Below are 19,472 nucleotides of genomic sequence, written 5' to 3'. Positions count from 1 at the left end.
TCAGGTTTGGGCGTCGGGCTCGCGGAGCAGCCCCGCTGCCGTCAGTGTGGCGCGCGCCGCAGGAATCGACAAGCGCCGGTTGCCCCGGCGGCTCGCATCTTCCTCCAGCGCTTCTGCGGTGCGCAGGATCGCAAGATGCGTCCGCTCGATCCGCCGCAGAATCCACGCCACTATATCCGGCTGCGCGACAAGTTCGTGACGGTCGATCAATTGCGCCAGCAAATCGTGCGCCAGCGCATCGTCAGGCGGCCCGATCTGCGCGACGACACTGGCACCCAGCCGGGATCGCAGATCGGGCAGGCGCACCGCCCAGCCCGGCGGCGCGCGTTCGGCAACCAGAAACAGCGGGCGTTGGCTGGTCTGCGCCGCATTCCATGCGTGGAACAGCGCAACTTCGTCGGCGCGATCGGCATCGTCGATCATCGTGCCCCCGCTGCGCGCGACCATGGTCCGCGCCAGCAGGCTGCGGCCCGATTTGCGCGGCCCGGTGATGATCCCGGTCAGCACCGGCCAGGTCGCCCAGCGCTCGAGCAATTGCACCGCCTGTGCATTCGACTCGCCGATCAGGAACCTGTCCTCGCGCGCGCCGGGGGGGCGGGCGAGCGGCAGGGAAAGCTGGCTCATTCGCTGCTGCTGTTCCCCGTTTCGGGGATGGACGCGGGGGGCTGCGCCGGTGCCGGCGATCCGCCGCCACGACGGATGCGCAGCACGCCTGCCCCTTCCTGCACCTGCCATCCGCGCGCTTCCAACGCCGCGCGCAGCGACGCCTGGCTGCCGTCATAGGTCACCCGCATAAGCGATAAGCCGCCCAGCGCGGTGCTGGTCGTGATCGCCGAACTGACACCGGGAACGACGCGTAGCGCCGCCTCGCCCCCGGTCAACGCGCCGACGGTCGGGGTGTCGAACTGGATCGTTATGGCGGTCCCGGTCGCGACCGCCGGCGTCTCGCCCGCGTCGATCAGCTCTTCGGAGCCGGGTTCCTCCAGCGGAACTTCCGGACGGGGAGGCTCGGTGACGAGCAGCCGATCCGGCTTCAGGATGCCGGTACGCAGCGCGTCCTGATACGCCTTGTCGATCCGCGCGATCCCGGCGTCGATGAGCGCGGGCAGCGCGTTGCCGTCGTTCACCCGCAACACAAATTGCGCGAGCCGGACATTGTCGGGGCCATGCCCGGCGGTGAAGATGCCGGTGACCGGCCCGCCGGGATAGCTGCGGCGCAGCTCGACCGTCGGAACGAGGATATCGGTCGCACCATATTGATCGAGGATCGAACGCCACCAGCCGCGTCCGCGCCGTGCGACCTGTCCGGCGTTCATCAGCAGCCGGTCGGGGCCCGAGCCGTTGGGCCGAACATAATCGATGCTGCTGTTGCCGGTGCGGAATCGCGCCCAGCCATCGGCAAAGGCGTTGCCGCCCTCGAACACACGATGCGCGCCGCCGGAAACCTGTACCGGAACGAGCAGCATCGGTGGCGAGCGCATCAGCGTTCCGCCGACCCCCAGGATCGACGCCGCGCGATTGCGGTCGAACAACACGCCCAGCCGCGCGACATAGCGGTTGGGACCGATCTGCTCATTCTCGACCACGATGCCGGTGACCAGTCCGTCCAGCGCCGAATCGGACAAGGTGGACGGCGATCCGGTCAGCTGGCGCGCCAGCATCGACCAGCCCTTGCGCTGCGCAAGTCGCCAGCCGCCCAACCGCGCGGCTTCCGCATTCTTGCCGCGCACATCGACATCGACGCCGCTGACCTCGAAACTGCCCGAACTGTTGCCCGCATCCTGGCTGGCATCCGCCTTCGCCGCGCCCTTGCCGGACTGCGCAACGGCGAACCCGGCGGACGCAAGCAGGGCGGCAATGCCGATCGCGGCGATGGCGGGAGAGGGACGGACAGACATTCCGCGCCCTTTTGGCGAAGCGGGCGTGGAAATCCAAGTGCTATCCGCCCCATTCATCGTCGCCTCGGGCTTCACCCGGGGCAGGGCTTTATGACCGTGATGGAAGGAAGAAGCCCGGCACGGTCCAGCCCGGGGCCGATGAGAAGGTTCGGCGCGTTTCTGCGCGATCCATGGTTTCGCTTTGGACGCCCCGGCGCTAAGCGCAGCCACATGACCGATACCGAGTCCTATACCTACGCCCAGGCGGGCGTTTCGATCGACGCCGGCAATGCGCTGGTCCGTGCCATCGCCCCGCTCGCCCGCTCCACCCGCCGTCCGGGCGCTGACGCCGATCTCGGCGGATTCGGCGGCCTGTTCGACCTGAAGGCCGCCGGGTTCACCGATCCGCTGCTGGTCGCGGCGAATGACGGCGTCGGAACCAAGCTCAAGCTGGCGATCGATCATGATTCGCACGACGGCGTCGGCATCGACCTGGTCGCGATGTGCGCCAACGATCTCGTAGTTCAGGGTGCCGAACCCCTTTTCTTCCTCGACTATTTCGCCACCGGCAAGCTGGTGAACGGCGTAGCCGAACGCGTGATCGCGGGCATTGCCGAGGGATGCAAACAGGCCGGATGCGCGCTGATCGGCGGCGAAACCGCGGAAATGCCGGGCATGTACGCCGACGGCGACTATGACCTCGCCGGCTTCTGCGTCGGTGCGGTCGAGCGCGACCAGTTGCTCGACGGCACGAAGATCGCACCGGGCGACGTCATCCTCGGCCTCGGTTCGACCGGCGTGCACAGCAACGGCTATTCGCTCGTCCGTCGCCTCGCCGCGGACAAGGGGTGGAAGCTCAATCGCCCGGCGCTGTTCGATCCCGACGTGATCCTGCTCGACGCGCTGATGGCGCCGACCCGCATCTATGTCCGCAGCCTCCTGCCGCAACTGCGTAAGGGCAGCATCCATGGCCTCGCCCATGTCACCGGCGGCGGGTTGCTCGAGAATATCCCGCGCGTCCTGCCCGAGGGCTGCCACGCCCGCGTCGATGCCGACAGCTGGACGCAGCCCCGCCTGATGGCGTTCCTGCAGGCACAGGGGAATATCGAGCCGCAGGAAATGGCGCGCACCTTCAACTGCGGCATCGGCATGGTCGCCGTGGTCGCGGCGGATCAGGCCGATACGGTCGCGGCGGAACTCGAAGCAGCGGGCGAAACCGTCCACCGCATCGGCGCCATCGTGGCGGGTCCGCGCGGCTGCACCGTGTCGGGCAGCGTAGAGACGTGGAGCGCCCGCGAAGCGTGGGAAGCGACGCACAATGCATGATCGCCCCTCCTCCAAGCGGGAGGGGAAGGCGTGAAACGCAAGCTCGGCATCCTGATCTCCGGTCGCGGGTCGAACATGCAGGCGCTGGTCGAGGGTGCGCGCGGTCCCGACAGCCCCTACACCGTCGCCCTCGTTGCCTCGGACAAGCCTGACGCCCCCGGTCTAGCCTGGGCTGCAGAACAGGGCATCCCCACCTTCGCCCAATCCCCCAAGGGTATGGCCAAGGCGGAATATGAAGCCGCGATCGACAGCGCCCTGCGCGACGCAGGCGTCGAAGCCATTGCCCTCGCCGGTTACATGCGCCTGCTCTCCGACGCTTTCGTCGCACGTTGGCGCGGGCGGATCGTCAACATCCACCCCTCGCTGCTCCCGCTCTACAAGGGCCTCGACACCCACGCCCGCGCGATCGCGGCGGGCGACAGCCATGGTGGCTGCTCGGTCCATGTCGTGACCGAAGAGCTCGATGGCGGAGAGGTTTTGGGTCAGGCGCGTGTGGCGATCCTGCCCGGCGATACGCCTGCGGCTCTCGCCGAGCGGGTGCTCGCCGAGGAACACAAGCTCTATCCCCGCATTGTCGCGGAATGGCTGAGCCGATGACCACTCAGGCGAGCGCGGCGTTGGCACGACTCCGCGCCATCGCCCTCGCCCTTCCCGAAGCGGACGAAAAGCTGTCCCATGGCATGCCCGCATTTTGCATAACCAAAGGCAAGATGTTCGCCTATTTCTGGCACGCGCATCATGGCGACGCGGTTACGGCCGCAATCGTCAAGACCAGCGGGCCGGAGGAACAGGCGATGCTGATCGAGATGGAGCCTGACCTCTATTATCGCCCACCCTATTTCGGTCCGTCGGGGTGGGTCGGCATCCATCTCGACCGGCCCGACATCGACTGGGACCGCGTCGGCGACCGTGTCGCGATCAGCTGGGAACTGGTCGCGCCGCGCCGCCTGCTCGAAGCGGGCGGACGCTGACCCGAAACAAGACAAACGCCCTGAAAACTGCGGGATATTTTGTACCCGTAGCGCGTTTTGCCCCGTTATCGCACATAACAGGGAAAGTCAGCGCAATGCACGGGCACGGACGCGAACCACATGGGAAGTCGGGCGTCGCCAGCGCCGAGGCGGGTCTGGTCCTGCTCGACGGGCCGGACGGTGTTGCCATCGCCATGACACCCGACGCAGCCGAAGCGACGGCGCTCAGCCTGCAGCAGGCCGCAGCCGAGGCGCGGACCCAGCCGCCGATGCCGATGCCAGCGCCCGGACGTTGATCCTGCCCTTGCGTCACGTCGTTACGCCGCCCAAACAGGCTCGATGCTGAAAGTTGCCAGCTACAATATGCGCAAGGCGATCGGGACCGATCGTCGCCGCCGTCCCGAGCGTACGCTGGAGGTGCTGCGCGAGATCGATGCCGACGTGATCGCGCTGCAAGAGTGCGACCGCCGGTTCGGTCAGCGCCAGGGCGTGATCTCCCCGCACATGCTCGACGAACATAGTCCGTGGAAAGCGGTGTCGTTTGGCGTCCGCTCAGGGTCGATGGGCTGGCACGGCAACGCCATCTTGGTGCGCAAGGACGCACAGATCCTCGATTGCGAGATCATCCACCTACCCGCGCTCGAGCCACGCGGCGCGGTGATGGCCGATCTGCGCATCGGCGGGGAGATGCTGCGCGTCGTTGGCATGCATCTCGACCTGTCGGGCCTGTGGCGACGGCGTCAGGCGCATGCCATCCTGACCCATCTGGCGAGCAGCGAGCGCGCCATGCCGACCGTGATGATGGGCGACCTCAACGACTGGAGTGCGCAATCGGGGTGCCTGCGCGATTTCGGCAAGGAATTCAGCTTCGCACCGACCGGCCGCTCGTTCCATGCGCGCCGCCCGATCGCGCGGCTCGACCGGATCATGGTGTCGGCCGATCTCAGCATCGGCGAATGCGGCGTCAACGACAGCGCCGCCGCCCGCACCGCGTCCGATCATTTGCCCGTCTGGGCCGAAGTGCGGCGCGGCTGAGCGTGCAAGACAAGGAACTCCGGCTCGCGCTGGTCTGCTATGGCGGGATCAGCCTCGCCATTTACATGCACGGCATCACCAAGGAGATCTGGCACCTCGCCCGCGCCAGCCGCGCGCATCGCGATTTCGAACCCGCCACGGGGGCGAGCGAGCGCGTCTATCACGCGCTGCTCGATTCGATCGGCGACGAAGCCGGGCTGAACCTGCGCGTGATGGTCGATATCGTCGCCGGGGCCAGCGCCGGGGGGATCAACGGCGTGTTCCTGGCGCAAGCGGTGACCAGCGGCCAGTCGCTCGACCCGCTCACCGACCTGTGGCTCGAAGTCGCCGATGTCGACGCGCTGCTCAATCCCGATCACCGCCCGTCGCACCGTTTTGCCAAGATGTGGGCGGTGCCGATCGCGTGGATGCTGGCCGGGCGCGACTCGACGGTCAACACTACGGTCGAACCCGCCGCCCAGGCCGAAGTGCGCGCCAAGCTGGAACGCTTCGTCCGCTCGCGCTGGTTCGAACCGCCCTTTGGGGGAAAGCAGCTGATGAACATGCTGCTCGACGCGCTGGAGACGATGCGCGACGCTCCCTCCGGGCCGCGCCTGCTGCCCGATGGCCAGCCGCTCGACCTGTTCGTCACCGTCACCGATTTTCGCGGCCACCCCGAACGGCTCAAGCTCAATTCCCCGCCCGAAGTGGTCGAGACTGAACATCGCCTCGTTTTTTCGTTCAGCGATCATGGTAGCGGAGACACCCCGCTGGGCGATCCGGCGGAGCTCGCCTTCGCCGCGCGCGCCACCTCCAGCTTCCCCGGCGCGTTCCCGCCGGCCACCGTTGCCGAAGTCGATGCCGTGCTCGCCGAACGCGGCAGCAGCTGGCCGGGCCGCAGCAGCTTTCTCGAACATGCCCTGCCGCGCCAGTTCACCGCCGGGGTTGCCGAAACTGCACCGCTGATCGACGGATCGGTGCTCGCCAATGCGCCGTTCCGCCCGGCGATGGACGCGTTGCGCGAACGCCCCGCGCGCCGTCAGATCGACCGCCGTTTCGTGTTCATCGATCCCACCCCGGGTTACCGCATCGCCAGCCCAGGCCCGGGTCCGCAGGAAAGCCCCGGCTTTTTCCGTACCATTATCGGCGCACTGTCCGAACTGCCGCGCCAGCAGCCGATCCGCGACAATCTCGAATCTCTCGGCCAGCGTTCGGCGCAGATCGAACGGATGCTGACGATCATCGAACGCATCCGGGCGGAGGTGGAGGGGCAGGTCGAATCGCTGTTCGGCTACACGCTGTTCCTCGACTATCCGACGCCCAAACGCCTCGCCGCCTGGCGCGCCCGCGCGCAACAGGCGGCGGCATCGCGCGCCGGCTATGCTCACGCAGCCTATGGCCTGCTCAAGGTCGAGGGTGTGGCCGACCGCATCGCGACGCATCTCAACCAGATCGCCGATCTGCACGGGTCAGATCGGTGGCGACGGATGCGCGCGGCGATCGGGGCGGAGATCGAACGGCGCGGCGCCGACGATTTCAGCACCAGCCATAACGCCTCGGCCAGCCCCGCCACGCTCGACCTGTTGCGCGCGCATGATCTGGGCTTTCGCATCCGCCGCCTGCGCCTGCTCGCCCGCCGCGCGACCGAGCTGGATCAGGATAACAGTCGCGCCGAACTCGCCCCGATCCGCACCGCCATCTACGAATCGCTCGCCGGCTATCTCGAATGCCAGCGCGCCGACCCGTTTCTCGGCATGCGCGAATCGATCCGCTCGCCCGATTGCCATGCCGGGGCGCTGATGGACGAACTCGCCGCGCGGATGGACTTGCGCACGCTCGACGACGAAACCGATGCGCGGCTGTCGGAGGGCCTCAGCCAGCTCCCGCGCGACCTGCGCCGTCCGATGCTGCTCGCCTATCTCGGCTTCCCGTTCTTCGACATCGCGACGCTCCCGCTGCTGCGCGGCGAAGGGCTTAACGAATTCGACCCGATCCGCGTCGATCGCATCTCACCCGACGACGCCTGCGCGATCCGCAGCGGCGGCGCCGCGGCAACGCTCAAGGGCATTCAGTTCAACAATTTCGGCGCCTTCTTCAGCCGCGCCTATCGCGAGAATGACTATCTCTGGGGCCGCCTGCACGGCGCGGACCGGCTCGTCGACATCATGCTCTCAACCCTGCCCCCCGGCGCCCGCCTTGCTCCCGGCCGCGTCACGACGATCAAGCGCGAGTTGTTCCTCGCCATTCTCGACGAAGAGGAATCCCGCCTCACCGCCGTGCCCGGGCTGTTTACCCAGCTTCGCGCAGAAATCGGCTGAGGCTGGTCAAGCGGGCGGTCCGCGCCTAAGCTGCCGCCACACGCAACAGGGTGATCGCAGCGGATGCAGTTTCTGAAGGCTTTGTTCTGGTTCCTGATCCTCGGCCTTGCGGCCGCATTTGCGGTGACCAACTGGCATCCGGTCGAGATTCACCTGTGGAGCGGCCTGATCGCCGACGTGAACCTGCCCTTCCTGCTGCTCGTCGTCTATCTTGGCGGGCTGCTGCCGATGCTGGCAATCTACCACACCGTGCGCTGGCGGATGCGCAGCCGGATCGCCATGCTGGAGCGGACCGTGGACGACCTTCGCCCCGCGCCTGCAGCCGTTCCCGCGCCGGTCGTCGTGACCGATCCCGGCGATCTCGACACCCCGCCCGAAACGCCGTCCGCGCCCCCGCTGGTCACGCCCTGAGTCTACATCGATGAGCCCGATCTACGTCGCCCTCGACACCCCCGACATCGAACGCGCCAAGGCGATCGCGACCCGCGTTCGCCACCATGTCGGCGGGATCAAGCTCGGCCTCGAATTCTTCATGGCCAATGGCCGCCACGGCGTCCACGAGATGGCCGATATCGGCCTGCCGATCTTCCTCGACCTCAAATTCCACGACATCCCCAATACGGTGGGCAAGGCGGTGCAGGCGTTGCGCCCGCTCGAACCCGCGATCATCACGGTCCACGCCTCGGGCGGGCGTGCGATGCTGGAGGATGCCAAGGCTGCCGCCCCCACGGGCACCAAGGTCGTTGCCGTGACGATGCTCACCAGCCTCGACGCCAATGACCTCACCTCGATCGGCCTGTCCCCCGACCCGCATGAACAGGTCGTCCGCCTAGCCGAACTCGCCAAGTCAGCGGGCGTCGACGGCATCGTCTGCTCGGGTGAGGAAGTGAAGGCCGCGCACGCCGCGTGGAAAGACGGCTTCTTCGTCGTCCCGGGCGTGCGCCCATCGAACGGCCACACTGGCGACCAGAAGCGCGTCGTCACCCCCCGCGCCGCGCTCGACGCCGGTGCCTCGATCCTGGTGATCGGCCGCCCCATCACGCAGGCGGAAGACCCCGACCTCGCGGCGCGCGAGATCGAAGCGACGCTTTAGACGATTTGAGGAGCAAGTCTCCGGTCGTAATCACGCTCCATATGACCACCATCCGCCCAGCCACCTCCACCGACCTCCCCCGCCTCCACCCCGTAGTCGAGCGCGCCTATCGCGGCGATTCCGCGCGGCAGGGCTGGACGCATGAGGCGGACATGCTGTTCGACGCGCGCACCGACCTCGCAACCCTCGCCGCGCTGATCGACGGCGACAGCCGCATCCTCATCGCGCTGGACGGCGGTACCATTCTCGGCTGCGTCAACATCGCCGATCGCGGCGCTGGCCTCGCCTATCTCGGTCTGCTGTGCGTAGATCCGCAACTGCAGGCACGCGGGATCGGCAAGCAGCTCATCGCCGCCGCCGAAGCCACCGCGCGCGACAGCTTCGCCGCCACCCGCGTCGAAATGACAGTGATCGACCGCCGCGTCGAGCTGATCGCCTGGTACGAACGCCATGGCTACGCCCGCACGGGCGAAACGCGCCCTTTCCCCGTCGCGGTAGAGCCTCCGCTGACCATGGTCGTGCTCGCCAAGCCCTTGTTCGATCAACGGCAATTGCCCTGACCCGTCGCGCCGGTTACGGATGTAACCATATTACACCGACCACGGAGGTTTTGCCGATGCGCGTCCTGTTGCTTGCCGCCACGATTCTAGCCACGCCCGCCCTCGCCCAGTCCGAGCGCGTTGCCATCGGCACCGGCGTCAGCGCCAGCGACCGCGCGAACAGCGCCGAGCGCCCAATCCGCTTCGCCACCGCCGCGCCCACCGATGGTGTCCTCGTCATCCCGATGGCGGGCGGCAGCGATCTCACCCACGTCCCCGCCCCGCTGCGCGCCGCCGTCACCGACGCGGTCGCAACCGCCGGGTTCAATGCCGCACCGGACAAGACGCTCTCGCTCTACGGCGTCGGCGGCTATCACCGCATCGTCCTGATCGGCGTGCCCGCAGGCCAGCTCGACGCAGCCGCGCTCGCCGACTTCGGTGGCCGCGCTGCGCAGGAAACGCGCGACAACCGCCAGCCGGTCGCAATCCTTGCCGACACGCTCACGGGCACCGCCACCGACCCCGCCGCGCATGTCGCACTCGGCGCGAGCCTCGGCCAATATCGCTTTGACAAGCTCAAGAGCGGCGTCACCGCCCCCGCCGTCCAGCCGCTGATCATCGTCGCCCCGACCGGCGACGCGACCTTCACGCGCGAGCTCGCCGGGGTCGCCGATGGTGCGCGGATGGCCCGCGACCTAATCACCCTGCCCTCCAACGCAAAGACGCCCGACAGCTTCGTCGCGACGGTCCGCGCGCAATTCGCCAGCGTGCCGAACGTGCGCATCACCGTGCTCGACGAAGCCGAGATGCGGAAGCGCAACATGGGGTCGATCCTCTCGGTCTCGGCCGGATCGCGCCATCCCGCGCGCATGCTGATCGTCGAGTACACCGGCGCCGGAAACACCGCTCCGCTCGCGCTGGTGGGCAAGGGCATCACCTTCGACAGCGGCGGCATCAGCCTCAAGCCCGGTGCAGGCATGGGCGAGATGAAGGGCGACATGGCCGGCGCCGCCGCCGTGATGGGCGGCGTCTATGCCGCGGCCAGGCGCGGGGCCCGGGCCAATGTCGTCGGCATCGCCGCGCTGGCCGAGAATATGCCCGGCGGTAACGCCTCGCGTCCCGGCGACGTCGTGCGCACGATGAACGGCCAAACGATCGAGATCATCAGCACCGATGCGGAGGGCCGCATGGTCCTCGCCGATGCCAACCAATATGCGATCGACCGCTACAAGCCCGCGGCGCTCGTCAACATCGCAACGCTCACGGGCGCGGTTATCTCGGCGCTCGGCGACGATTATGCGGGGCTGTTCGCGCGCGACGAAGCGCTGGCCGCGCACGTCCAGTCCGCCGCCACCACCGCGGGCGAACCGGTGTGGCGCCTCCCGCTCCACTCCAGCTATGCCAAGGATATGGAATCGCCGATCGCCGACATCGCCAACGGCACGACCAAATCCGGCCCCGGCGCGGGGCGCGGCGCGTATTTCATCGGCTTCCTGACGCCCCAGCCGACGCCCTGGGCGCATATCGACATGGCCGGCGTCGATGGTACCGACGAATCGCTCCCGACGATCCCGAAGGGCGCACGCGGATACGGCGTCCGCCTGTTCGATGCGCTGGTCCGCGCGTTCGAGAAGTAATCCGAAACGCAACCCAATCATCCTCCCCCGCCAGGGGGAGGATTAAGCGAAGATCAGCCCCATCTTCCGCTTGCCAAACCGACAGCCGGGGCCGATTGCCAGCCGCGATGCCCGTCACCGCCAAAATCTGCGGCCTCTCCACCGCCGCAACCCTCGATGCCGCGCTTGCGGGCGGGGCCAGCCATGTCGGCTTCGTGTTCTTCCCGCCCTCCCCGCGCCACGTCACCTTCGACCAGTCCGCCGCACTCGCGACGCAGGTGCCGGATTCGGTCCAGCGTGTCGGCGTCTTCGTCGACCCTGAGGACGCGCTGCTCGATCAGGCGATCCGCTCCGCCCGGCTCGATGCCATCCAGCTTCACCGCACCAGCCCGGAACGCGCCGCCGCGATCGGCGCGCGCACGCGCCTCCCGGTCTGGGCAGCCGTAGCGGTCAAGACCCGCGCCGATCTCGACACCGCCCACGCCTATCGCGGCGCGGCGCAGCGCATCCTGTACGATGCCAAGACGCCGGAGGACGCCAAGCTCCCAGGCGGCATGGGCCTGCGCTTCGACTGGACCCTGTTGCGGGGCTTCGACCACCCGCTCCCCTGGGCACTGTCGGGCGGCCTCGACGCGGCCAATGTCGCCGAGGCGGTCGGGATCAGCGGCGCACGGCTGGTCGACGTCTCGTCCGGCATCGAAAGCGCGCCGGGGGTAAAGGACGCGGCCAAGATCGCAGCGTTCCTGAAGGCCGTCGCATCGCTCTGATCCGACGCCCACGCTTGCGAGCCGCCCCCGGCTTGGGCATGTCCATCAGCGCATCATGAGCCTCACACCCGCCTTTCTCGACGAGTTGCGCGCGCGCACCACGCTGTCGGCCCTGATCGGCCGCAGCGTAAAGATCACGCGCGCGGGCCGCGAGTACAAGGCGTGCTGCCCCTTCCATAACGAGAAGACCCCGTCCTTCACGATCAACGACGACAAGGGCTTCTATCATTGCTTCGGCTGCGGCGCGCATGGCGATGCGATCCGGTGGATGACCGAGCATGATGGGCTGCCGTTCATCGATGCGGTCAAGGAACTCGCCCAGGCCGCCGGCCTCGACATGCCCGAAGCGGACCCGCGCGCCGCGCAGCGGGCCGAGCGCGCCAAGGGGCTGCACGAGGTCATGGCCGACGCCGCTAAATTCTACACCGACCAACTCCACGGCATCGCCGGGGCCGAGGCACGCGCGCTGCTCGAGCGCCGCCGGGTCAGCGCCGAGACCGCGCGCACCTTCGGCATGGGCTATGCCCCCGACTCGCGCACCAAGTTGCGTGAAGCGCTCAAAAGCTACGGCGACGCGATGCTGGTCGAGGCAGGCCTGCTGATCCAGGTCGACGGCAAGGAGCCGTACGATCGGTTCCGCGGCCGGTTGATGATCCCGATCAAGGATGCGCGCGGTCGCGTGATCGGCTTTGGCGGGCGCATCATCGGCGATGGCGAGCCGAAATATCTGAACTCCCCCGAAACCCCGCTCTTCGACAAGGGGCGCTCGCTCTACAATCTCGACCGCGCCGCCGCCGCGTCGCGCAAGGCCGGGCGCGTGATCGCGGTCGAGGGCTACATGGACGTGATCGCGCTGGCGCAGGCGGGGTTCGACGAAGCGGTCGCCCCGCTCGGCACGGCGATGACCGAGCATCAGCTCGAACGGCTGTGGCGCATGGCTGACGTGCCCTATCTCTCCTTCGATGGCGACAATGCCGGGCAAAAGGCGGCGATCCGCGCCGCGCACCGTGCTTTGCCCCTGCTCCAGCCCGGCCGCAGCCTCGCCTTCGTCACGCTTCCGCCGGGGCAGGATCCCGACGATCTCGTCCGGGCATCGGGACCGCAGGCGTTCGAGGCGCTGCTCGCATCGGCCCAACCACTTGCCGACCGGCTGTGGCAACATGAACTGGTGGCAGAGCCGGTCGATACGCCGGAAGCACGCGCTGGCCTCAAGCGCCGCCTGTCAGATCTCGCCGCGACGATTCAGGACGGCAATGTCCGCCACGAATATGTGAACGAGTTCCGCCGCCGCGTCGACGAGCATTTCGCCCCAGCTCCCCGCGCCTTCACGCCCCGCAGCCAGAGCCGCGGCCCGTTCAAGCCCGGTCAGCGCTGGCAGCCACCCGAACCGCCGCCCAGCCCAACGGCGCACGCGGTGGGCACGGGCGGGATCGACCGAGTGCTGGCCAAGGCGGTGCTCGCGGGGTTGATCCGCCACCCGACCGAAATCGCGCGCCATGTCGAAACGCTGACCAGCCTCGCCCATGCTGATGGCGCACTCGGGCGGCTGTTCGAGGCGGTGGTCGATGTCGCGCTGGAGGATCGGGCGCTTGATAGCGCGCGCCTGCGTACCATATTGGCCACGTCCGGTTTCGATTCACAGGCAGCAGAGTTGCTGCGCGCCGACCAGCTTCCCTTCACCTTCACCCAGAAGGAATGGGATGCGGGACGGGCCGCGCTCGACTTGGGTGAGGCGATTGCGGTACTGGCGGCGCGACCTCAGGTCGAGGCAGCGCTGGCAGAGGCAACGGCGGCGGTGCAGGCGCGTTTCAGCGACGAGGCGTTCGAGCGCCAGGTCGCGCTGGTGAAGCGAAAAGCGGAGCTGGAAATGCGGCTCGCCAATCTGATGCTTGCGGACGAGACGTAATTGGGTGATTAGGGCGGCGTATAATAGCCGCCATACGATTTCAAAGGCAGTCGATGGCTAAGGCAAATATGGCAGACGGTGCGGAACCCACGGAAACCGGTGACGCGCCGCTGATCGATCTCAACGAAGGCTCCATCAAGAAGCTGGTGGCCCGCGCGAAGAAGCGCGGCTACATAACTGTGGACCAGCTCAATGAGATGCTGCCGCAGGACCAGTTCACCTCCGAACAGATCGAAGACGTCATGTCCGCGCTCAGCGACATGGGCGTCAACGTCGTCGAAAATGAAGATGTCGGCGAGGACGATCAGCCCGAGGACGACACTCCGGACGAAGTCGATGCCGAGGGCAAGGACGACGAACCCGCCTTCGAAGCCACCAAGAAAAAAGAAACCATGGATCGCACCGACGATCCGGTGCGCATGTATCTGCGCGAAATGGGCGCAGTCGAACTGCTGAGCCGCGAGGGCGAGATTGCCATCGCCAAGCGGATCGAGGCCGGCCGGGATACGATGATCCTGGGCCTGTGCGAATCGCCGATCACCTTCAACGCGATCATCGGCTGGTCCGACGCGCTCAATGAAGGGACGATGCAGCTGCGCGAGATCCTCGATCTCGACGCGATGCTGTCCAAGGGTCCGTCGGCCGAGCAGGTCGAGGGTGCGGAAGATGACGATTCGGGCGAGATCAGCGAAAAGACCGCAGGCGCATCCTTCAAGGAAGAGGAAGAGCCCGAAGAAGCTTCCGCCGACGAGGATGAGGATGACCTGACCGAACGTCGCGCGCCGCGCATTTCGGATGACGAGGAAGAGGACAACACCCTCAGCCTCGCCCAGATGGAAGAGACGCTCAAGCCGCAGGCGCTTGAGAAGTTCGCCAACATCACCGCGATCTACAAGAAGTTCAGCAAGGTCCAGCAGCAGCGCCTGGACGCGATGGCGGCGGGCGGCGAGCTGTCGGCGGCGGACGAGAAAAAGTACCACAAGCTGCGCGAAGAGCTGACCGCAGAGGTCGAGAGCGTCCAGTTCCACCAGGCGAAGATCGAGTATCTGGTCGATCAGCTGTACAGCTTCAACCGGCGCCTGACCGCGCTGGGCGGCCAGATGCTGCGCCTGGCCGAGCGTCACAAGGTCAGCCGCAAGGATTTCCTCGATCGCTATGTCGATCACGAGATGGACGAGAACTGGTTGGAGGCGGTCGGCAAGCTCGACAAGAAATGGGCGGCATTCGCCACCAATGAAGCCGCCGCCGTTGACCGCATCCGCGTGGAAGTGTCTGAAATCAGCCAGCAGACGGGCATGGCGCTCGGCGAATTCCGCCGCATCGTTAACATGGTGCAGAAGGGCGAGCGCGAAGCCCGCATCGCCAAGAAGGAGATGGTCGAGGCCAATCTCCGCCTCGTGATCTCGATCGCGAAGAAATATACCAATCGCGGCCTGCAGTTCCTCGACCTGATCCAGGAGGGGAATATCGGGCTGATGAAGGCGGTGGATAAGTTCGAATATCGCCGCGGCTACAAGTTCAGCACCTATGCGACCTGGTGGATCCGTCAGGCGATCACCCGCTCGATCGCCGATCAGGCGCGCACGATCCGCATCCCGGTCCATATGATCGAGACGATCAACAAGCTCGTTCGCACCAGCCGCCAGTTCCTGCACGAACAGGGCCGCGAACCGACTCCGGAAGAGATGGCCGAGCGCCTGTCGATGCCGCTGGAGAAGGTGCGCAAGGTCATGAAGATCGCCAAGGAGCCGATCTCCCTCGAAACGCCGATCGGCGACGAAGAAGACAGCCACTTGGGCGACTTCATCGAAGACAAGAACGCGATCATCCCGGTGGATGCCGCGATCCAGGCGAACCTCAAGGAAACGGTCACCCGCGTCCTCGCCAGCCTCACCCCGCGTGAGGAGCGCGTGCTGCGCATGCGGTTTGGCATCGGCATGAACACCGATCACACGCTCGAAGAGGTCGGCCAGCAGTTCAGCGTGACCCGCGAACGCATCCGCCAGATCGAGGCGAAGGCGCTGCGCAAGCTCAAGCACCCGAGCCGCAGCCGCAAGATGCGCTCGTTCCTCGACCAGTAACGGAGCCGTTGATGCCCCCGGTCTTGCCGGCCCGCTCATCGGGTTTTGCTGAAACAGCAGAAGATGCGTGGTCCGGCATTAGCGGGATGCGCTCGCGAGTCCGTGCCTCAATGCGTAGCGCGATCCTGTGGTGGGCTGCGCAACAGGCGGAGAAGCGGCCCGATTTCATCCGGTGCCTCTATAGCCATGCGGTTTTCGGCGAGACGTCACAGCGCTTCGGGGAGGTGGTGCGTCAGCTGAGGAATATCGGGGATATCGTCGACACCGCGACGCTGCTTGAGTTGATGAAGCAGGAGCGCGAGCCGCGTGGGCGCTATTTTCATCTGTCCTTCGATGACGGCTTTGCCAATGTGTTCGAGGAAGGCGGCGCTGTGCTGGACGCGCTGGATACGCCCTACACGATCTTCATCGCGACCGATCTGATCGAGGCCAGCGCCGAAGTCATCTCCGATTATTTCCGAACGATGACCGCCTACCGACGTCCCGTCCGGACAATGTCATGGGATCAGGTCGTGCGTGCTGCGGCTTCCCGCAATGTAGAAATCGGTTGCCACACCCGCTCGCATGCGCGCCTCAGCGACATCTCCCACGATGCGTCGCTGCTGGGAACGGAAATCGCGGGCGCAAAGGCAATCATCGAGGCCCGGACCGGGAAACCGTGCCGCGCGTTCGCCTGGCCCTATGGCACCGGGGCGGACATCGATGAGACCGCGCGCGATGCAATCCGAAACGCCGGCTTCGACTGTGCGTTCAGCGCGGTCCGTGGACGCGTCATCCCGGGCCAGACCGACGGGTTCGACATCCCCCGCCATCAGGTCGAATTTCATTGGCCACCGCACGAAATCAACGCGTGGATCAAAGGATTTCGCGAAGCATGACGTTGCGAGTGGCAATCCTGACCAGCGGTCCGGTCGGCAATACGGGCAACGTGGTCGCGCGCATCGCGCAGATGGACGAAGTCGAGATCGCCTGCATCATCGTATCGGACGAATCCGCGTTCAAGCCGAGCAAGATGAGGCGGCTCAAGAAGATCGCCAAGATCGGACTGCTTGGCGCGCTCAACGGATATCGGATCCGCCCCTGGTTCGCTCAGGCCGAGGGGCTGGATGCACGCGATGTCGCAAAAGAACATAACATCCCGTGCATTCCCGTTACCAAAGTCAACCATGAACTCACGCGCACAACGCTCGAGTCCTACGGCGTCGATCTCGGCATATCGCTCTGCAACGGCTATATCGGCAGCAAGGTTTTCAGCATCCCGCGATTTGGGTTTATCAATTTTCACGGGGAGATCTTGCCGGATTTCGCGGGTGCGCAGAGCATTATCTGGCCGATTTATTTCAATCGGATGGAAACCGGGTTCACCATCCATCGGGTGAACAAGGGGATCGATCGCGGCGAAATCGTCTATCAGGAGCGCTATCCGATCGTCTTCGCGCCGACCCTCCGCGAGACGGTCGCGCGCAGCCTGGAGGTGGCGCGCCTGCGCGTGCCGGAGGGGTTTGCCACCTTGTTGGCCGATTGGGATCGGCATTGGGAACTGCGCCGCCCGAACAATGCCGTTCACGGGTTCACGACACCTACGATATGGCAATTCTTGCGCATGGTTCGCAACCACCGCAAGCTGTATCGCGCGCAGTCGGATGCCGGACAGACGACGGAACCGCTGCTCAACGCCTGAATCGGCCACTCGACACGTTGTCGGCAATTGCTTGCGCTTCGCCATTTCCCCGCTAGCCTCTCTGCACAACAGAAAAGGACCGGGCATGCGGCATATCGCAGTGATCGGATCGGGGCCGGCGGGCTATTACACCGCAGAGGCATGCCAGAAACAGTTCGGGGAGGATGTCAGGGTCGACATCATCGACCGGCTGCCCGTCCCCTTCGGCCTGATCCGCAGCGGCGTCGCGCCCGACCACCAGTCGATCAAGACTGTCTCGCGCCGCTACGAGGCCGTTGCGATCACTGACAATGTGCGCTTCGTTGGCAACGTCACGGTCGGCAAGGACGTGACCATCTCCGAACTGATGCAGCTCTACGACGCGGTCGTGCTGGCGACCGGAGCACCGTTTGACCGCCCGCTCGAGATTCCCGGGGCGGACCTGCCAGGTGTCACCGGATCGGCGGCGTTCGTCGGATGGTATAATGGCCATCCCGACTTCGCCGCGCTCAACCCGCCGCTGGGCGGCCCGGGAGCAGTCGTAATCGGCAATGGTAATGTCGCGCTCGACGTCGCGCGCATCCTCGCCAAGACACGCGGCGAGTTCGCCGGATCGGACATCGTGTCGCCTGCGCTCAATGCCCTGACCGGCTCGTCGATCGAAACTATCACCATCCTTGGGCGCCGTGGCCCGCACCAGATCGCGATGACGCCCAAGGAACTCGGCGAACTGGCCAAGCTCGCGCGTGCCGCGCCAGTCGTCGATCCCGCCGACTTTCCGCCCGACATCGACGACGCGCTGCTCGAACCCGGGCTGCGCAAAACGGTTGCGCATCTGCGCAAATATGCCGCCGCCAGCGTCGACAAGCCGGTTCACATCATCTTCGATTTCTTCGCGATGCCGCTGCGGATCGAGGGCGATGGCCGCGCTGAGCGCATCATCGTCGAGCGCACGCGCCTCGACGAACGCGGTGCGGCGGTCGGTACCGGCGAAACCTATGCGATTCCCGCGAGCCTGATCATCTCGTGCATCGGCTACCGCACCCCAAAGATCGAGGGCGTCCCCTATGACGACCGCGCCGGACGCTTCGCCAATGACGAAGGACGCGTGCTGCCGGGGCTCTATGCGGTCGGCTGGGCGCGGCGCGGTCCGACTGGCACGATCGGCACCAACCGCCCCGACGGCTTTGCAATCGCTGAGAAAATTGCCGAGGACGTGCCGAATACGACCGGCAAGGCGGGCCGCCCCAGCCTCGACGCGCTGCTCGCCTCGCGCAACGTCGATGTCGTCACCTTCCGCGACTGGCAAAAGATCGACGCGGCCGAGGTCGCCGCCGCCCGCAGCGATTCCCCGCGGGAGAAGTTCACCAGCGTAACGGGGATGCTGGACGCGCGCGGCACCTGAAAAAAGCGTGCAACGCAGCGCTTGCACAGCCGCAAAGTGCCGGTTATAGGCGCGCCTCCAAGCGACGCGGTCTGCCCACCCGGGGCCTTTGCCAAGGACTTCGCCGCTCAGTCGGGGAATAGCTCAGCCTGGTAGAGCACTGCCTTCGGGAGGCAGGGGCCGGAGGTTCGAATCCTCTTTCCCCGACCACTTTCCTAGCCGAGAGCTAGGAATTGTTTTCTCCAGCGCAAAAACCCTGTTATGATCGCACGTCGCGTGCGTGCGAATATCCCGCATGATCGCGCGCTTTGCGTTCGACCGGGAGATGTTCCGACCATGACCGCGCTGACCCTTGCCAATCCCGCCGCCCGCTTTTCGGTCCTGACCGTGACCGACCGTCACGCCGATACGCCCATCTGGAGCGACCGCCTGGGCTGGCCGGTCGCAGGCGACCACCATATCGTGCTCGACGCCCGCGATGCCGCGCGCCGCAACATCCGGGCCAGCCGAATCGATGACGCGGTGCTACATGCCGATCGCGCCGTGCTGCTGGTTGCCGAAGGGCTCGGCTGCGCGGCTGCGGCATGGTGGGCGCGCCTGTCACCGCGCCATTATACCGATCGAGTCGCGGGCGCACTGCTGTTCGATCCGGTCGCGCCCACGGGCGGGGCCGGGGCGCTGCTCGCCTCGCCGGGGATCGCACTGCCCTTTCCCTCGATGGTCGTCACCGCGCGCAACCGCATCGCCGCGCCCGAAGAGATGCAGCAGCTGGTCGATGGCTGGGGCAGCCGCCTGATGATCGCCGAGCGCCACCGCGCGCCCGGTGCGTGGCAGGCGGCTCAGCGGCTGCTGTCCCGCATGACCGCCGCCGTCGTCGCGCGCGACGTCGACCGCGGCATGGCCCTGCGCGGGGAATAGAC

The 19,472-nt window shown here is 66.5% G+C and carries 19 protein-coding genes and 1 tRNA gene; 18 read left to right on the top strand and 2 right to left on the bottom strand.

The window, feature by feature from the left end:
• Positions 1–624 carry a chromosomal replication initiator DnaA gene (locus ACO05N_RS12865; RefSeq protein ID WP_422057480.1) on the bottom strand — a complete coding sequence of 208 codons (624 nt, stop codon included), beginning with the start codon at positions 622–624 and terminating at the stop codon, positions 1–3.
• On the bottom strand, positions 621–1,898 hold the full coding sequence (locus tag ACO05N_RS12860) for a heavy-metal-associated domain-containing protein (protein ID WP_422057479.1): 1,278 nt from the start codon (positions 1,896–1,898) through the stop codon (positions 621–623). The genes ACO05N_RS12865 and ACO05N_RS12860 overlap by 4 nt, the downstream gene beginning before the upstream one ends.
• A gap of 210 nt (positions 1,899–2,108) precedes the next feature.
• On the opposite strand from ACO05N_RS12860, the gene purM reads away from it, so the two are divergent.
• The 18 genes from purM to ACO05N_RS12770 all read left to right on the top strand — a co-directional run bounded on the left by purM (position 2,109) and on the right by ACO05N_RS12770 (position 19,470).
• A complete protein-coding gene (gene purM / locus ACO05N_RS12855; RefSeq protein WP_422057478.1) occupies positions 2,109–3,203 on the top strand; it encodes a phosphoribosylformylglycinamidine cyclo-ligase in 1,095 nt (364 codons plus the stop codon).
• A gap of 75 nt (positions 3,204–3,278) precedes the next feature.
• On the top strand, positions 3,279–3,800 hold the full coding sequence (purN, locus tag ACO05N_RS12850) for a phosphoribosylglycinamide formyltransferase (RefSeq protein WP_422058750.1): 522 nt from the start codon (positions 3,279–3,281) through the stop codon (positions 3,798–3,800).
• Positions 3,797–4,174, top strand: coding sequence for an MmcQ/YjbR family DNA-binding protein (locus tag ACO05N_RS12845; protein WP_422057477.1), 378 nt, complete (start codon positions 3,797–3,799; stop codon positions 4,172–4,174). The genes purN and ACO05N_RS12845 overlap by 4 nt, the downstream gene beginning before the upstream one ends.
• Before the next feature lie 95 nt (positions 4,175–4,269).
• Positions 4,270–4,470: a hypothetical protein gene (locus ACO05N_RS12840; protein WP_422057476.1), complete on the top strand. Its 201-nt coding sequence runs from the start codon at positions 4,270–4,272 to the stop codon at positions 4,468–4,470.
• Positions 4,471–4,513: 43 nt separating this feature from the next.
• On the top strand, positions 4,514–5,209 hold the full coding sequence (locus ACO05N_RS12835; protein WP_422057475.1) for an endonuclease/exonuclease/phosphatase family protein: 696 nt from the start codon (positions 4,514–4,516) through the stop codon (positions 5,207–5,209).
• Positions 5,210–5,211: 2 nt separating this feature from the next.
• Complete coding sequence (locus tag ACO05N_RS12830; protein ID WP_422057474.1) at positions 5,212–7,506, top strand: patatin-like protein; 2,295 nt, start codon at positions 5,212–5,214, stop codon at positions 7,504–7,506.
• 63 nt (positions 7,507–7,569) lie between these two features.
• Complete coding sequence (locus tag ACO05N_RS12825) at positions 7,570–7,917, top strand: hypothetical protein (RefSeq protein ID WP_422057472.1); 348 nt, start codon at positions 7,570–7,572, stop codon at positions 7,915–7,917.
• Between the two features lie 10 nt (positions 7,918–7,927).
• Positions 7,928–8,599 carry an orotidine-5'-phosphate decarboxylase gene (gene pyrF / locus ACO05N_RS12820; protein ID WP_422057471.1) on the top strand — a complete coding sequence of 224 codons (672 nt, stop codon included), beginning with the start codon at positions 7,928–7,930 and terminating at the stop codon, positions 8,597–8,599.
• A 41-nt stretch (positions 8,600–8,640) separates the two neighbouring features.
• Positions 8,641–9,159 (top strand): GNAT family N-acetyltransferase, encoded by a 519-nt coding sequence (locus ACO05N_RS12815; RefSeq protein WP_422057470.1) that lies wholly within the window; start codon positions 8,641–8,643, stop codon positions 9,157–9,159.
• 56 nt (positions 9,160–9,215) lie between these two features.
• A complete protein-coding gene (locus tag ACO05N_RS12810; protein ID WP_422057469.1) occupies positions 9,216–10,775 on the top strand; it encodes a leucyl aminopeptidase family protein in 1,560 nt (519 codons plus the stop codon).
• A gap of 107 nt (positions 10,776–10,882) precedes the next feature.
• Positions 10,883–11,521 (top strand): phosphoribosylanthranilate isomerase, encoded by a 639-nt coding sequence (locus tag ACO05N_RS12805; protein ID WP_422057468.1) that lies wholly within the window; start codon positions 10,883–10,885, stop codon positions 11,519–11,521.
• Positions 11,522–11,576: 55 nt separating this feature from the next.
• A complete protein-coding gene (dnaG, locus tag ACO05N_RS12800) occupies positions 11,577–13,427 on the top strand; it encodes a DNA primase (protein WP_422057467.1) in 1,851 nt (616 codons plus the stop codon).
• Positions 13,428–13,480: 53 nt separating this feature from the next.
• Positions 13,481–15,508: an RNA polymerase sigma factor RpoD gene (rpoD, locus tag ACO05N_RS12795; protein WP_422057466.1), complete on the top strand. Its 2,028-nt coding sequence runs from the start codon at positions 13,481–13,483 to the stop codon at positions 15,506–15,508.
• Between the two features lie 11 nt (positions 15,509–15,519).
• Positions 15,520–16,386 carry a polysaccharide deacetylase family protein gene (locus tag ACO05N_RS12790; RefSeq protein ID WP_422057465.1) on the top strand — a complete coding sequence of 289 codons (867 nt, stop codon included), beginning with the start codon at positions 15,520–15,522 and terminating at the stop codon, positions 16,384–16,386.
• An 8-nt stretch (positions 16,387–16,394) separates the two neighbouring features.
• Positions 16,395–17,189, top strand: a complete 795-nt coding sequence (locus tag ACO05N_RS12785; protein ID WP_422057464.1) for a formyltransferase family protein — start codon at positions 16,395–16,397, stop codon at positions 17,187–17,189.
• 85 nt (positions 17,190–17,274) lie between these two features.
• Positions 17,275–18,573, top strand: a complete 1,299-nt coding sequence (locus tag ACO05N_RS12780) for an FAD-dependent oxidoreductase (RefSeq protein ID WP_422057463.1) — start codon at positions 17,275–17,277, stop codon at positions 18,571–18,573.
• Positions 18,574–18,685: 112 nt separating this feature from the next.
• A tRNA-Pro gene (locus ACO05N_RS12775) sits at positions 18,686–18,762 on the top strand.
• 126 nt (positions 18,763–18,888) lie between these two features.
• Positions 18,889–19,470 carry an alpha/beta hydrolase gene (locus ACO05N_RS12770; protein WP_422057462.1) on the top strand — a complete coding sequence of 194 codons (582 nt, stop codon included), beginning with the start codon at positions 18,889–18,891 and terminating at the stop codon, positions 19,468–19,470.
• The last annotated feature ends 2 nt before the right edge of the window (positions 19,471–19,472 follow it).

The sequence above is a fragment of the Sphingomonas sp. genome (assembly GCF_965227385.1).
Lineage (GTDB): Bacteria > Pseudomonadota > Alphaproteobacteria > Sphingomonadales > Sphingomonadaceae > Sphingomonas.
This window is presented reverse-complemented; position numbering and strand designations above follow the sequence as displayed.

What these genes read in the sequence shown, in the direction of transcription:
- ACO05N_RS12825 (WP_422057472.1), top strand. Translation starts at nt 7,570, where the DNA reads ATGCAGTTTCTGAAGGCTTTGTTCTGGTTCCTGATCCTCGGCCTTGCG.
- ACO05N_RS12810 (WP_422057469.1), top strand. Translation starts at nt 9,216, where the DNA reads ATGCGCGTCCTGTTGCTTGCCGCCACGATTCTAGCCACGCCCGCCCTC.
- ACO05N_RS12840 (WP_422057476.1), top strand. Translation starts at nt 4,270, where the DNA reads ATGCACGGGCACGGACGCGAACCACATGGGAAGTCGGGCGTCGCCAGC.
- ACO05N_RS12865 (WP_422057480.1), bottom strand. Translation starts at nt 624, where the DNA reads ATGAGCCAGCTTTCCCTGCCGCTCGCCCGCCCCCCCGGCGCGCGCGAG.
- dnaG (WP_422057467.1), top strand. Translation starts at nt 11,577, where the DNA reads ATGAGCCTCACACCCGCCTTTCTCGACGAGTTGCGCGCGCGCACCACG.
- rpoD (WP_422057466.1), top strand. Translation starts at nt 13,481, where the DNA reads ATGGCTAAGGCAAATATGGCAGACGGTGCGGAACCCACGGAAACCGGT.
- ACO05N_RS12770 (WP_422057462.1), top strand. Translation starts at nt 18,889, where the DNA reads ATGACCGCGCTGACCCTTGCCAATCCCGCCGCCCGCTTTTCGGTCCTG.
- ACO05N_RS12815 (WP_422057470.1), top strand. Translation starts at nt 8,641, where the DNA reads ATGACCACCATCCGCCCAGCCACCTCCACCGACCTCCCCCGCCTCCAC.
- ACO05N_RS12790 (WP_422057465.1), top strand. Translation starts at nt 15,520, where the DNA reads ATGCCCCCGGTCTTGCCGGCCCGCTCATCGGGTTTTGCTGAAACAGCA.
- ACO05N_RS12835 (WP_422057475.1), top strand. Translation starts at nt 4,514, where the DNA reads ATGCTGAAAGTTGCCAGCTACAATATGCGCAAGGCGATCGGGACCGAT.
- ACO05N_RS12805 (WP_422057468.1), top strand. Translation starts at nt 10,883, where the DNA reads ATGCCCGTCACCGCCAAAATCTGCGGCCTCTCCACCGCCGCAACCCTC.
- purN (WP_422058750.1), top strand. Translation starts at nt 3,279, where the DNA reads ATGCAGGCGCTGGTCGAGGGTGCGCGCGGTCCCGACAGCCCCTACACC.
- ACO05N_RS12845 (WP_422057477.1), top strand. Translation starts at nt 3,797, where the DNA reads ATGACCACTCAGGCGAGCGCGGCGTTGGCACGACTCCGCGCCATCGCC.
- pyrF (WP_422057471.1), top strand. Translation starts at nt 7,928, where the DNA reads ATGAGCCCGATCTACGTCGCCCTCGACACCCCCGACATCGAACGCGCC.
- purM (WP_422057478.1), top strand. Translation starts at nt 2,109, where the DNA reads ATGACCGATACCGAGTCCTATACCTACGCCCAGGCGGGCGTTTCGATC.
- ACO05N_RS12780 (WP_422057463.1), top strand. Translation starts at nt 17,275, where the DNA reads ATGCGGCATATCGCAGTGATCGGATCGGGGCCGGCGGGCTATTACACC.
- ACO05N_RS12860 (WP_422057479.1), bottom strand. Translation starts at nt 1,898, where the DNA reads ATGTCTGTCCGTCCCTCTCCCGCCATCGCCGCGATCGGCATTGCCGCC.